12 protein-coding genes are annotated in these 12,682 nt (G+C 67.2%); 4 read left to right on the top strand and 8 right to left on the bottom strand.

The window, feature by feature from the left end:
* Positions 1-316: 316 nt before the first annotated feature.
* The gene (locus J4573_RS26825; protein WP_208258630.1) at positions 317-886 is read right to left on the bottom strand and encodes a response regulator; all 570 of its coding nucleotides are present in this window, start codon (positions 884-886) and stop codon (positions 317-319) included.
* 400 nt (positions 887-1,286) lie between these two features.
* Here J4573_RS26825 and J4573_RS26820 point away from each other — a divergent pair, with 400 nt between their 5' ends.
* The gene (locus J4573_RS26820) at positions 1,287-1,736 is read left to right on the top strand and encodes an SRPBCC family protein (RefSeq protein WP_208258629.1); all 450 of its coding nucleotides are present in this window, start codon (positions 1,287-1,289) and stop codon (positions 1,734-1,736) included.
* A 291-nt stretch (positions 1,737-2,027) separates the two neighbouring features.
* Here the strand turns inward: J4573_RS26820 and J4573_RS26815 are convergent, their stop codons facing one another.
* On the bottom strand, positions 2,028-4,565 hold the full coding sequence (locus J4573_RS26815; protein WP_208258628.1) for an ankyrin repeat domain-containing protein: 2,538 nt from the start codon (positions 4,563-4,565) through the stop codon (positions 2,028-2,030).
* Positions 4,566-4,958: 393 nt separating this feature from the next.
* Between J4573_RS26815 and J4573_RS26810 the strand changes: the two genes are divergently transcribed.
* Complete coding sequence (locus J4573_RS26810) at positions 4,959-5,927, top strand: NAD(P)-dependent alcohol dehydrogenase (RefSeq protein ID WP_208258627.1); 969 nt, start codon at positions 4,959-4,961, stop codon at positions 5,925-5,927.
* A 74-nt stretch (positions 5,928-6,001) separates the two neighbouring features.
* On the opposite strand, the gene J4573_RS26805 is transcribed toward J4573_RS26810, so the two are convergent.
* Positions 6,002-6,277 (bottom strand): hypothetical protein, encoded by a 276-nt coding sequence (locus J4573_RS26805; RefSeq protein ID WP_208258881.1) that lies wholly within the window; start codon positions 6,275-6,277, stop codon positions 6,002-6,004.
* 57 nt (positions 6,278-6,334) lie between these two features.
* Between J4573_RS26805 and J4573_RS56690 the strand changes: the two genes are divergently transcribed.
* Entirely contained in the window at positions 6,335-6,697 is a 363-nt protein-coding gene (locus J4573_RS56690; protein ID WP_372442896.1) for a proteasome accessory factor PafA2 family protein, read from the top strand.
* Here the strand turns inward: J4573_RS56690 and J4573_RS26795 are convergent.
* The 4 genes from J4573_RS26795 to J4573_RS26780 all read right to left on the bottom strand — a co-directional run bounded on the left by J4573_RS26795 (position 6,653) and on the right by J4573_RS26780 (position 11,217).
* A complete protein-coding gene (locus J4573_RS26795; RefSeq protein WP_208258626.1) occupies positions 6,653-7,600 on the bottom strand; it encodes a hypothetical protein in 948 nt (315 codons plus the stop codon). The two genes, J4573_RS56690 and J4573_RS26795, sit on opposite strands and share 45 nt — an antisense overlap.
* 649 nt (positions 7,601-8,249) lie before the next feature.
* On the bottom strand, positions 8,250-9,068 hold the full coding sequence (locus J4573_RS26790; protein ID WP_208258625.1) for an LLM class flavin-dependent oxidoreductase: 819 nt from the start codon (positions 9,066-9,068) through the stop codon (positions 8,250-8,252).
* Positions 9,065-9,910 carry an alpha/beta fold hydrolase gene (locus J4573_RS26785; RefSeq protein WP_208258624.1) on the bottom strand — a complete coding sequence of 282 codons (846 nt, stop codon included), beginning with the start codon at positions 9,908-9,910 and terminating at the stop codon, positions 9,065-9,067. Before J4573_RS26785 ends, J4573_RS26790 begins: the two co-directional genes overlap by 4 nt.
* 38 nt (positions 9,911-9,948) lie before the next feature.
* Positions 9,949-11,217 (bottom strand): MFS transporter, encoded by a 1,269-nt coding sequence (locus tag J4573_RS26780; RefSeq protein ID WP_208258623.1) that lies wholly within the window; start codon positions 11,215-11,217, stop codon positions 9,949-9,951.
* Between the two features lie 83 nt (positions 11,218-11,300).
* Between J4573_RS26780 and J4573_RS26775 the strand changes: the two genes are divergently transcribed.
* On the top strand, positions 11,301-12,194 hold the full coding sequence (locus J4573_RS26775; protein WP_208258622.1) for a LysR family transcriptional regulator: 894 nt from the start codon (positions 11,301-11,303) through the stop codon (positions 12,192-12,194).
* A 33-nt stretch (positions 12,195-12,227) separates the two neighbouring features.
* Here the strand turns inward: J4573_RS26775 and J4573_RS26770 are convergent, their stop codons facing one another.
* Entirely contained in the window at positions 12,228-12,671 is a 444-nt protein-coding gene (locus J4573_RS26770; protein ID WP_208258621.1) for a pyridoxamine 5'-phosphate oxidase family protein, read from the bottom strand.
* Between the last annotated feature and the right edge of the window lie 11 nt (positions 12,672-12,682).

The raw sequence follows: 12,682 nt of genomic DNA, 5'->3' as shown, positions 1-12,682 counted from the left end.
GCTCGTCGACGTAAGGCCAGGCCCGGGAACCGGGGGGCCGCGCCGCAGGCCGGACAATCAGCTGGCTCGTGGATTTCCAGGACCGGGGACGGAGGTGAGCTGCCCCGGGTTCGGTGAAGTTTGTGGGATGCCCCGGGTTCGATCACGGATCTGATGGCGAGGTAGCCACCCGGCAATCCACCGACCCCATCGCGGCAGAAGAGTGCGTTCGCATTGGTCGGATGACGATCCGCGGTGCGCCCGGCTTCGCGCCATGCGCACTGCGGATGGTCAGGTTGTCAGCCGTTCAGCACTCCGCCCGTGATGAGGCCTGGCGTCACCTGGCCGCCAAGCGCGAGGTGACATCGTGGACCAACTCGTCTGGCATGTGCACTACAGCATCTGCGCCGGCCTCGAGCAGAGCCGCTCGCCTCCGCGCGGCGCCCACCGTGTACACGACGATCGGAAGGGTGTGGCCACCCGAACGTACCCGTCGAATGAGATCCTTGCCTGCCTGGTGATCGCCGTCTCGGCCCACGTCCGTGATGATGAGTGCGAAGTCCAGTTCGTCGAGGTATCTCAACGCCGCCGCGGTCGACGTGGCCTTAGTGACGAACTTTCCCAGCTGTTCGAGAGCGACCGTCTCGTAGAGGTTTCCGTCGGGATAATCATCTACCCAGAGAATCCTGGCCAGCTTCGTCGTGGAAGCAGTCATCACAGTTTGGGTGCGAGGTTCGGGCTCTCCCCTCTCGCGGGCGGCGCGCCGAACAGCTGCGTCCGCCGACGAAGCGTCCTGGGGCTCCAGCTTGACCGCGGCAGTGAATATCTCACCAAGAGAGATGGAAGCCTCCGCGCCTCCGCCATGGCTCTGCGACCTCCATAGCAGGACCGCGATGACAACGAGCACAGCACAACCGAAGAGCAAGCCGGCGGCTGTCGTATTCATGTTCAGAAGTCCGCCATGGGTTCATGAGGTGTCCGGTATTAAGTGAAACCTGAGGTGGCCGTCGCTGTACCTGAGGTTTTCTCAGTGGCAGGTCTCTGGTGGATCGACCAAGATCAGCCGTCGGGGGGCCACCGACAGTAAGTCCTACCAGAACAAAGACGGTGTGGCTCAGGTACCGCGCCGCAATCGACGGATGCCGGGGTGGTGACCACCGCGCCCGATGCTCGAACACGCCACAGAGCCGCGTGACCTGCGGCACGAGCAGACAGCTTCGCAGGTTGAAATCCTGGCGGCTCGCCCTTGCTCTCGGCGAGGAATCGATAGCAAAGGCGAGTGCGTTCTCAAGCGCTAGGGTGGCCGAATGAAGGGATCTGTGACGGTTCATATGGCGGCGTCGCCCGAGGCGGTTTGGGCACTGGTCAGCGATGTGACACGTATCGGCGAGTTCAGCCCGGAGACCTTCGAGGCCGAGTGGCTCGACGGCGCCACCGGTCCGGCGGCAGGCGTACGTTTCCGCGGGCACGTCAAACGCAACGGCAAGGGTCCGGTCTACTGGACGACATGCACGGTGACGGCCTGCGAACCGGGTCGGACGTTCGCCTTCGCGGTCGGTTCCGGAGACACGGTGGTGAACACCTGGCGGTACGACCTGGTGCCCGCAGCCGACGGCACCGACGTGACCGAATCTTTTGCGCTGGCCAAGACCCCGTTGCTGCGGCTGTATTGGTTCCTGCTCGGCTGGACCCGCGGCCGAACCAATCAGAAAGGCATGCAGGCCACGCTCGAGCGCATCAAAGCCGTCCTCGAATAGGCAAGGGTAAAGCTCGTTCTGCGCACCGACCCCGGTAGCACGCTGGAGTCCGGCCTTCGCCTGCTCGACACCCGATTACGTGGATCTTCGGCTACCGATGTTCGCTCACTCGACCTGCGGCATGAGAGTGCGTTCTGAGGCGCTTACTGCTCCCGAATCTGGACCCAACCGTTGGGTGAAGACACCTCGCATCCGACTGATCCACAAAAGCCGCGAACGCGAATCACCCGATAACGCCAATGCCGGGCCGAGCTGCCTTGCCGGTGCCAAATAATCGTCAGCCATGAACAACTAGATGAAGATCATTCTGGTGTGTCTTCCTAGGAGATCAAACCATTTGGCCAGATGAGGGAGATCGAGTGGTTCGAGGTGGTCACCGGCGCCCGCCGCCACACGGATCAGCTGCTCAGCTCCGCTTCGATCGCCTGCCTTGAACCGCCATATCGCCAGCCAGCGCAGCGCGTCGGTGTTCCCGTCCTTGGCCATCGCCCTGGCAAGCGGTTCTGTCGGTCCAATGCCCAGGTCTTCTCGTCGCACCACCAGCCAGCGCAAAGCTGCGGTCTTCCCGCCGTCGGCCGCCATGCGGGCCAAGCGTTCCGCCTCGTCTCGATCGCCGGCCTTCTCGTGCCGTTCCGCGAGCCAGCACAACGCGTCGGTGTTTCCCACACTGGCGGCGTCGCGAGCCAACCGTTCAGCCTCATCCAGGTCGTCGGTCATCCTCCACCGCGGCGCTAGTGCCATACGCCACGCAATGGTTTCCTCGACGCCGAACATGGGCGGCATTTCTGAGGACAGGTCTCGGCGGCTTTTCATTCTCACCGTGCGTAGTCCGTCCGGCCCCGCGGTATCAGCTGCTAGCCGCCACGAGCTCTCTCCTCCATCGGTTCGGCGCCGAACCAAAAACAAATCACTGCCGTTGGGGAATAGCCAGAGACGTAGCCCCTTGAGGGACCTGCTGTCCCGTGGCCTCTCGGTTCCCCGCGCAAAACGGGCTCCCAAGTCCGGCCGCGTCTCCTCATTCTGAACGCGCCAGGTTGTCCGCTCCCGCTGTCCCTGCAGCCAGTCCAGCGCATCGGGGTCGCCTGCAGCGTCGGCCGCGCGGGCGAGCCGTTCAGCCTCGGCCAGGTCCCCTGCTTCTGCGCGCCGCTCGGCCAGCCGGGCCAGAGCGGTGGGGTCACCACCGTCTGCAGCCTCGTAAGCGAGCCGCGCAGCTTCAGCGTGATCGCCCGCCCGGTCCCGCCGTTCCGCCAGCCAGGCCAGTACCTCAGGGATGATCGCTACGCGGGCGAGCCGCTCAGCCTCAGCCCAATCCCCTACCTCGATCTTCCGGTTCGCAAGCCATCCCAGCGCGATCGTGTCGCCAGCGTCGCCGGCGGACTGAAGCAAGCTGTAGGCGTGGCCGTGTCGGCCGCGGTCCTGCGCGGCTCGGGCGAGCGCTACCTGGTCTGCGGGTGTGCGGGCGTGATGCGTGGCAGAGATCCAGAAGGAGGCGGGCGGGCAGAGCAGGGCGCGCTCAGCGCGGCCGTGCTGTTCGAGGTAGTCGGCAAGCCGGTACAGGCGGTGAGATGAGGGTGGTTCGTCCGGGAGCGGGTGGTGCTCGATCAGGGGTCCGGGCAGCAGGTTCGGCCGGGCCGTCAAGCTGCCGATGGCTTGGAGGAACCAGTCGGGCATGGTCTGGTCCCAGGTGTCGGTGTCGAGGTAGCCGGGGGCGGCTGCCTGGAGCAGCGGTTCTGGCAGGTAGAGGCCGTGGCCCAGACGGCGGGCGTCCATGGCCACCCGGACGACTGCTTTGGTAGCTGGGTCGGCGTGCTCGTAGCGGCGCAGCAACTCCGGCGCCCCGGCCAGTTCCTGGGTGAGCCGGCCGCCGCGTGCCCGCTCGGCCGCGACCGCCAGCCGCGCATCGCTGCCGATCGTGGTGGCCAGTTCGGTGACCTGCTCGTCGGTGAAGCGGTCAGGTGCGGTGATGTCGGTCGCGTGGCCGAGCAGGGTCCGGGCCGCCTGGTGCGAGTCAGGCGCGGAGGTGCCGGTAGAGGCTGTGCGCAGGGTGTGCCAGAACTGCGGCCACATCGACCCCAGCACCAGCACCGGGCCGCGCTCAGGATCGGCGATCAGGGCCTGCAGCTCGGCGGCCACCTGCTCCCCGGCCTGGGGCTGCAGGTAGAACTGGGCCTCGTTCAGCCAGATCACCGTGCGCGGCGCGACCTGTCCGCTGTGGATCGCCTCGACCACGGCGTCCGGCCGCTCGGGGGTGAGGGGGTGCCAGATCCGCCAGTCCGGCAGCTCGGCCCGTACCGCCTCCCAGCACGCCCGCGTCTTGCCGGTCGAGGAGTCCCCCACCACCATCACCAACCGGCTACGGTTCCGGGCGGCCGCCACCGCCTCACGCAGCCGATCATCAAAACCGTCCCGCGGCAGATATCTGGGCAGCACCGGCAACGCACGCGCCGCCTCGCCCGCCTGCTGCGAGATGCGGAACGCCTGGTGGACCTCCAGCGCCAGCGCCGCCTGCTCATCCAGGTCCCCGATCGACCACCCCAGCGGCGGCGCGGAAACCTCCTCCGAACGCTCCCCTCTCCGCCGCTCCAACTCGCCCTCGCCGCCGGGTTGCGGAGGCTGCGCCTGGCGGGCGAGGCGCCACTCGGCCAGAACCTCGCTCACGAACGAGCCCGCGGCACCGGCCGCGATCGCGACCGTTACCTTCACCAGCCGCTGTATCCAGTCCGCCCAATTGCCGGGCACGGTGACGCTCGCCACCGCACCGGCGGTCAGTGTGCACACCAGCCACCACACCAGCGGCCGCCACCGCAGCCAACGACGCCATAGCCTCATCCCTCCAGGATCGACCCGATTGAACCGGCGATACACAGCGCCCTACCCGGCGAGTCCCTACCGTGACCGACCACTCGCACGTTCAGGCTTCGCGCGGCAGTGACAGGCCGCAGGCAGTGAGCAGGTGCGGGATCAGATACCACCCGGCCGCCCTCGGGTGGGTGTCCCTGCTCGGCGCGTTCAACGCCATGCAGTTGGCGGGCCGCGTCCGGCCACTCGCTGTCCGCCACGTTCTGGCTGCAGGTCTCGGCACGGCTGGCCGACGCCTCTCAGATTCACGCGACCTGCGGCAGATGAGGGTGTTCTCTGGTCCGTGGCCGGGGCGCACGCTGCCCCTGTCTGATGCGTGGGGAGGCCGAGTCCTTGTGGGTGAAAGGCCGTTAGGGTTTCGCCATGAAAGCTGCGGTCCACACCAGGTACGGCCCGCCGGAGGTTGTTCGGATCCGCGAGGTGGACAGGCCGGTGGCCCAGGATCACTGCGTGCTCGTTCGGGTGCATGCGACAACGGTGAACCGGACGGACTGTGCCTACCGGGCGGCCAGGCCCTTGTTCATGCGACTCCTCACCGGCCTCACCCGGCCACGACGGACGATCATGGGGACCGAGTTCGCCGGCGTGGTCGAGGCGGTCGGCGGCGGCATCACGTCCTTCGCAGTCGGTGACCGGGTGTTCGGATACAACGAGGGCGCGTTCGGGGCGCATGCTGAGTATCTTTCGGTTCCGGAGAACGGTTCGATCGCGACCGTGCCCGCGGGTGTGACCTTCGAGCAGGTCGCTCCCGGGACCGAGGGCGCGCACTACGCGCTCGCGTTCATCAAACACGCCGGGACGCGTGCGGGTCAGGAGGTCCTGGTCTACGGTGCGACCGGTGGGATCGGCTCGGCGGCCGTACAGCTGCTCAAGATTCTCGGCGTCGCCGTGACGGCGGTATGTGCCACGCAGCATCTGCAACTGGTGCGGGAGTTGGGCGCCGACCGGGTCATCGACTACACAGCGGGGGACTTCACCAAGGACGAGCAGACCTACCACGCGGTGTTCGACGCGGTGGGCAAGAGCACGTTCGGCCGCTGCAAACGGCTGCTGAAGCCCGGCGGGGTGTACGTGTCCTCCGAGTTGGGGCCCTGGGCGCAGAACCTGATCCTGGCCCTGGTCACCCCGCTGCTGCGCGGCAGGAAGGTGAAGTTCCCGTTCCCTCGGGACAGCCAGGAGATCGTGCGCTATCTGCGAACGCTGATCGAGGTCGGGGCATTCACGCCGGTCATCGACCGGCACTACTCGCTGGACCAGATCGTCGACGCCTATCGGTATGTGGAGACAGGACAGAAGATCGGCAACGTCGTGATCACCGTCCCGGATTACTGACCAAGCAGCCGCGATCGATCAGCGGCATAAGAGCGCTTCGGAGAAGCTGGCTCCAACGATCGTCCGCGCCGTGATCAGACGTCGTGTTCGCGGGGCGGAAACGCGAAGACGTCACCCCGAAGGCAGTCATTCCTGGGTTCGGGCGACAAGGGAGCCGGTTCGCCGACGAGGATCTGCGCCCGCCATCCACCGATCGCCGGCCCGTCGGCGGCGTGACCAGCGAGTCGGTCGTCGGCTGCGTCACCGAGCAGGCCAACCTGTTCAAGGACGACGAACAACGCGTCTGCGGCACAGGTCACCATCCCGTCGGCGAGCGGATCGTCCCCGATCATGCTCTCATCGCTCGGCATGCCGATACGGTATCGAGGTCAGCCCATGACACCGTCTCACAGCACGGTCTGCGGCATGTGCGGCTCGGTGGAGCGGAGCGCGATCTGGAGATCTTCGAGGCCAAGCCAGTGACGCCGCAGACCACGCGGGCACGGTTGCGTGGCGAGTTCATCCGCAAGGCGCAGGAGAAGCGGCGTGACTTCACCGTCGACTGGATGCACTTGAAGCTGAACGAGCGGGCTCAGCGCACCGTGTTGCCGCTCGGTCGACGAATGCGTCGACAGACTCATCGACAGCATGTGACACCCGGAACGCCAGGTGCCGGAGCCGCCACCCGACGACCGGTCGGCGACCGAGCTGCCGGCCAAGGCCCGCAGGCGCGCCCTGCAGGTGCGTTAGCGCCAGATGAAAGCGCCCATCACCAGCGCTGTGCCGATTAGTCCACAGGGAAGACCGGCGTAGGTTGCCCAGGAGCTACGGAAGCGGAGCCGGTAGAACTCTCCAATCACCGCCACTTGGCAAGCGGCGTCTCGCAATTCCTTGAGTCTGGCTGCACGTCCCTTCTGTGCCTTCTCTAGAATTTCGTTGTCTTCGGGTGTGCAAGTGGAGACGGCGTTGGCGAGGGCAAACAGGGAGAGCTCTTCGATGATCATGGCTTGCCTTAGGCTGGTCAGGCATTTCACACCGCACGGCAAGTAGAGATCTTGTTGGGACTCGACGGTGACCTTCCATTTGTGCAGTGGCCTGAAGAGGTTGGCGCGAAAACTGCCGCTGCGCTGTACCTCATCGAAGGAGACCGATTGCGGTCGCATAACCTGCAGCAGCAGAAACAGGGTGACCCCAAGCAGAGCCAGACCGGCTACTCCTGTGATAATCGCCAGTGTTCTGGGCGGATTCTTGTGCATCTCGGCCAGTGGCGAGGTGCCGACCAGTGCGCCGAGAGCGAGACCGAGCACGGTGGCCATCCATTTGGCCGAGTCGCGCAGCCGCTCTCCGGTCGTGCTCCAGTAGTCGTGAATATTGGTCAATGGCGTCGTTTCTGAGATCTTTATATCGAGTAGACCAGGAGCCCACATGGGCCAAATGATCGGCTCGGGTCGCCAGGAGCGAGGGTCATCGGTCGAGGCAACCGCGAATTCCTGCCATGGTTCATCCGGCGTGGCACGCTGGCAGACGGAACGTTCGAGGTGTCCCGGCTGACCACGTGTGATGGTCACCCGCCAGAAAAGATCTCTTCCCTTTGGGAGGCCGTCGACCGTGAGCGTGCAGAATTCACCGAGGATCTCGCCCCGAGCTGGGCGCTGTTCGAACAGCGGCTCGCGTTCCTCGTCAACGGTGGTCACGATATGCCCCCATACCCCCGAAATCTCGTAACCATACAGACTACTCCCCAGGACACCATAATGTGCATATTGTCGAGAATTCGCGACACGGACAACCGGCCATAATCGGTCATGCTGTGATCCATCGATGATGAGCACGGCCGGAATACCAGAACTCGGTAGTTCCGACAACAGACACACGCTCATCGGCATGAGCGGACGTCAAGAAGAGCCCAGCTACTAGCAGATGCGTGCCAGAGGCCTCCGCTCCTGCCGGGACTAGAACCGGAGGCGGCATTGGCCGGCGGCCGGATTCGATGGCCAGCGGGGCCAAGGACGCACGCAGTGAATATCACGGACCGTGACGGATCTAGCTGTCTTACGAGGGCCACGGTCTCCAAGATCTGGAGAGATACGGGAGATCATTTCTGCACTGAAGGGCGCTCAACGGCGCTGAACTGACATCAAGGGAGGCGCGTGAGCTGCACAGATGCCTCACAGTGCAGGTCGGAGGTGATCGCGGATTACCTTGACACGGTAGAGGTCACTGGTTCAATCCCAGTATCGCCCACCACTCTTTCCCGAGGTCAAAGCCTCGTCTCAGTCAACTGAGACGAGGCTTTCGCCGTTTCTGGAGACAACCCGAGGTGTCCGCCCATCCCTGTCGGCCTCAGAGATCTGCCGGGCCGTCGCGGAGTACGCCTCGGACCTCGTCCAGCGACACCGCCTCCGGATCGAACTCCGCCAGCCACCAGGTGCCGCCCGCCTTGGCGTAGGGCGCCAGGTCGGTGGTGGGCGGGAGGGCGAAGGCGATGTCGAACGGGCTGGTCTTCTCCCGGCGGAGCTCGGTGATGGTGGCGACGATGTCGGCGAGCTGGTCGGGGCGTTCGAGGTTGACGGGGAAGAAGCCGTCATGGCGGGCGGCCCGGCGGAGCGGTTTGGCGTTCCCGGGGAATCCCGCGGCCCAGACCGGGATACCGGGCCGTTGCGCAGGTCGGGGCAGGAACGTGACGCCGTCGACGGTGTAGTGGTCGCCGTGGTGGTGCACCGGCGTGCCGGACCATGCGGCGGTGAGGATCTCCAGTGACTCGTCGAGCATCTGCCCCCGCTGCCGGTCGCCGAGCTCCTCGCCTGTCGCGCTGAATTCGCCGGCGAAGCGGTCGCTGCCGAGACCGACGCCCAGGGTGAGGCGGCCGCCGCTGAGCAGGTCCAGGGTCGCGGTCTCCTTGGCGACCTTGGCCGGCCTGCGGCGGGCGAGCGGCGTGACCATGGGGCCGAACCGGAGGCGTTCGGTGGCGGTGGCGACCGCGGCGAGCGTGATCCACGGGTCTGCGACCTGCCGGACCGGCTCCCGCCAGCGCAGGTGGTCCCAGACGAACAGGCCGTGCCAGCCGGCCTCCTCCACCTCGGCGGCCAGCCGGGCGACCACGGACGGGTCGGCGAGCTCGTCGAAGATCGGCAGCCAGAGCGCCGAACGCAGCCGGGTCATGACCGGCCCCCCGTGTGCCGCAGGATCTCGGGGACGGCGACGTCCCAGGCCGCTCTCGGGATCTCGTGTCCGGTCCGTTCCATCGCGACCAGCCGGGCGCCGGGGATCGCCTTCGCCATGGCGCGTCCGTGCTCGTACGGGAACAGGGGATCCTCGGTGCCGTGCAGCACGAGCGTCGGAGCGCTCACCTTCGCCAGGTCCTCGCGCGGGTGGCCCTCTCCCCCGAGCATGAAGTGGTTCATGGCCGAGGCCATGTTGCTGCTGCGGTCGTACACGCGGCTGATGAGGTCCCGCATGGCCTCCTCCTCGAAGGTACGTGAGGGGGCCGCGTACAGGCGGGCGTCCGCGACGAAGTAGTCGATCACCGAGGCGCGGTCGGACCAGTCCGGCTCGGGCATCCCTTCCGAGAACGCCGCCTGGATGTGCGGGGCCATCGGCGGCAGGTCGTCGGCGCCCTGTCCGGGGCTCGTCGACAGCAAGGTGAGCGAGGCGACCCGGCCCGGGTGGTCGAGCGTCAGGTTCCGGGCGATCTCGCCGCCCATCGACATGCCGACGATGTGCGCGGCGGGCAGGTCGTAGGCGTCGAGCACTCCCACGGCGTCGGCCACGAGATCGTTCGAGACGTAGCCGGGGGCGCCCGGCTCGTAGGTGGTCGAACCGCCGGTGTCACGGTGGTCGTAGCGGATGACGAACCGTCCGGCGGCGGCGAGGCGTTCGCAGAACTCCTCCTCCCACCAGTCCATCGACGCTCCCCCGCCCATGATCAGCAGGATGGCGGGGTCGGCGGGGTCACCGAAGGTGTCGGTGGCCAGGGTCACGCCGTTGGTCTGAATGAGTCGCATCTTGATCTCTCCCTCGTTCGTGTCAGTGTGGTGGATCGTCAGCTCGCGTACGCGAGCCGGTTCGAGCGGGACGATGCGCAGCGAACGGATGGACGTCGTCCGTCCTGCGCGGTGGTTCGGCAGCGGAGCGCCGGGCCGAGCGCCTGCTGGCCGGCGAAGAGAGCGATCCCGGCGATCGCGGAGACCACCGCCAGGCCGCCTCGTCCGGCATGGGTGAGCAGTACGGTGCCGACCAGCGGGCCGAGCATGGCGCCGACACTCCAGGTGGCGGAGGCGACGCCCATGTACCTGCCGCGCAGGCCTTCCGGTGCGAGGCCGGCGAAGCTGGCGCCGAACATGACGGCGATGCCGATCTGGCCGAGCGTCCACACCACGACCGACGCGGCACGGCCGGCGTCACTGTGCACGGTGAGGACCGAAGCGACGCCGATGCCGACCAGGAGCATCGACGCGGCCAGCACCGTGCCGGGGTCGCGGCCTGCGAGGAGCCGTACCGCCAGCGGCTGGCCCGCGACGATCAAGATCCCGTTCAGCGCCAGTAGCGTGCCGTACGCTGCGGGGCCGTGACCATCGGCCGCCATGACGAGCGGCAGCGTCGCGAACATCTGCAGGAACAGCGTGAAGTAGCCGACGTGGATCACCACCATGGCGAGCATCAGCCGGTCGCGCAGGAGCACCGGCAGCAGCGCCCGCTTGGCCTGCCGCGATGCCGGCTGAAGGGTCTCGGGAACGCGGCGCCACACGATCAGCGCCGCGAGGACCGAGGCCGCGGCGTTGATCCAGAACAACAGTCCGTACCCGTTCCGGGCCAGCGCCCCGGCACTGACCGTGGCGACGGAGAAGCCGAGGTTGGTCGCCCAGAACAGCACCCCGAAGGCGCGGACCCGCTGGCCTGGCGGGAGGTCGGCCACCGCGGCGGACCCGGCCGGGCGGAACAGGTCCGCCATCAGCCCGACGCCGACCGCCGCCGCCCAGATCGCCGGCAACGTCGTGGCCGAGCCGAGCGCGACGATCGCCACGGCGGTGCCCAGGAACCCCGCCAGCATGGTGTGGCGCCGGCCGATCCGGTCGCCCAGCCAGCCGCCGAGCACCTGGGATCCGATGCCGCCGACCCCGACCGCCGCCACCACCGCGCCCGCGGTCGTCGGCGTCAGCCGCTGCTCCTGCGTCAGGTAGAGCACGAGGAACGACTGCACGGCCCCGCCGGCGCGGCTCACGAAATGCGTCGCCGCCAGGGCCCAGACCAGGTTCGGCAGGCCCGATCGCGTGCGCCCGGCCGCCGCCGTGGGTGTTCCGTAGATCGTCATGTCGATGACTCTAGGAACGTAAGCCCATCAAGAAAAGCGATTGTTTCCGATCAAAGCGATCGCTATCGCTTATGCTCGATGTCATGACCGATGTCGAACTGCGCCACCTCAGGACCATGGCCGCCATCGCGGAGGAGGGAACGTTCGGGCGAGCGGCCGAACGGCTCGGCTACACCCAGTCGTCGGTGAGCCAGCAGATCGCCGCGCTGGAGAAGACCGTCGGCGGCGCCGTCTTCGACCGGCCCGGCGGTCCCAGGCCGGTACGGATCACACCCCTCGGCGAGGTGGTCCTGGCCCACGGCCGCGACCTGCTCACCAAGGCCGAACTCCTGAACGACGCCGTCGATCGTTTCAGGGCGGGCAACGGCCGGATCGACATCGGCACCTTCCAGAGCGTGACCAACCTGATCCTGCCGGACGTCATACGCCGGCTGCTGGACGAACATCCCGGCTGCGACATCAGGCTGTCGGACGTCCAGGCAAACGATCCGCAGCTTGGGGACCTCGACCTGCTGTTCCACGACGGCCCGATCGAAGGCGACACCGAGCACGTCAAGCTGCTCGACGAGCCGTACCTCCTGGTGACCGGCGTCGGCGCCCACCCCGATGGTCCCGTACGGGCGAAGCTGCTCGACGATGCCCCGATGGTCGCCTGGCCTCTCACGTTCCACCAGACCTGGCTGGAACGGGAACTCGCCCGAGCAGGTGCACGGCCGCGGATCGTGTTCCGGACCACCGGTCACGAGACCATCCTGTCCATGGTCCGCGCGGGCATCGGCTCGGCGGTGCTGCCATGGCTCGCCCTCTACGGCTGCGACGCCTGGTCCGACGACCAGCTCAGCCTCCACCCTCTGCAGCCGTCCCCCACGCGCGAGATGTACCTGCACTGGCACGCCAAACGCACCCAGTCACCACTGGCGATCCAAGCCATCGATCTGGCCGTCGAAGCCGCCGGCAACCTCGCCCGCCAGATGTGACCACCGGCCTCGAACGCTGAGCCACCAGGATCGTCAGCCGGACTGTTTGCCGTAATCGCGGGTGTACCAGCGCTCCGGTCGCACCCGCGTCAGCACCATCGTCTCGGCGACGTCCTTCCTCGACTCCAGGTACCGGGCGCCGTCCTGGGCGCCGAGGTAGCGCTCGGCCAGCTCGCGGCGGTCCTGCAGACGGGCCGGCTCCTCGAACGCCACGACGGTCCCCTCCACCGAGACATACCGGTAATAGGGCGGCGCGGCCTCCTGCACCACCAGGCTCACCCGTCCCGCCGCCCGGATCAGGGCCATCTTGCGGCTGTCCCGGCCGGTGATGAAGGTGATCTCGCCGCCCGGCTCGTAGGCGTACCAGACGGGCACCGCCAGCGGAGCCCGGCCCGCCTCGTCCGCGACGCTCAAGATGCCCACGTACGTGCCGGCGAGAAACGCCTCCCGCTCGGCCACGCTCATCGTCAGGGTCATCACGGCTCCTC

Origin of the sequence: Actinomadura barringtoniae (assembly GCF_017573505.1) — a bacterium.
Taxonomy (GTDB): domain Bacteria; phylum Actinomycetota; class Actinomycetes; order Streptosporangiales; family Streptosporangiaceae; genus Spirillospora; species Spirillospora barringtoniae.
This window is presented reverse-complemented; position numbering and strand designations above follow the sequence as displayed.

Bases quoted from the DNA above. Each gene is read 5' to 3' on its own strand.
- J4573_RS26820 (WP_208258629.1), top strand. From the start codon at position 1,287: ATGAAGGGATCTGTGACGGTTCATATGGCGGCGTCGCCCGAGGCGGTT.
- J4573_RS26815 (WP_208258628.1), bottom strand. From the start codon at position 4,565: ATGAGGCTATGGCGTCGTTGGCTGCGGTGGCGGCCGCTGGTGTGGTGG.
- J4573_RS26810 (WP_208258627.1), top strand. From the start codon at position 4,959: ATGAAAGCTGCGGTCCACACCAGGTACGGCCCGCCGGAGGTTGTTCGG.
- J4573_RS26805 (WP_208258881.1), bottom strand. From the start codon at position 6,277: ATGCCGAGCGATGAGAGCATGATCGGGGACGATCCGCTCGCCGACGGG.
- J4573_RS26790 (WP_208258625.1), bottom strand. From the start codon at position 9,068: ATGACCCGGCTGCGTTCGGCGCTCTGGCTGCCGATCTTCGACGAGCTC.
- J4573_RS26785 (WP_208258624.1), bottom strand. From the start codon at position 9,910: ATGCGACTCATTCAGACCAACGGCGTGACCCTGGCCACCGACACCTTC.
- J4573_RS26780 (WP_208258623.1), bottom strand. From the start codon at position 11,217: ATGACGATCTACGGAACACCCACGGCGGCGGCCGGGCGCACGCGATCG.
- J4573_RS26775 (WP_208258622.1), top strand. From the start codon at position 11,301: ATGACCGATGTCGAACTGCGCCACCTCAGGACCATGGCCGCCATCGCG.
- J4573_RS26770 (WP_208258621.1), bottom strand. From the start codon at position 12,671: ATGACCCTGACGATGAGCGTGGCCGAGCGGGAGGCGTTTCTCGCCGGC.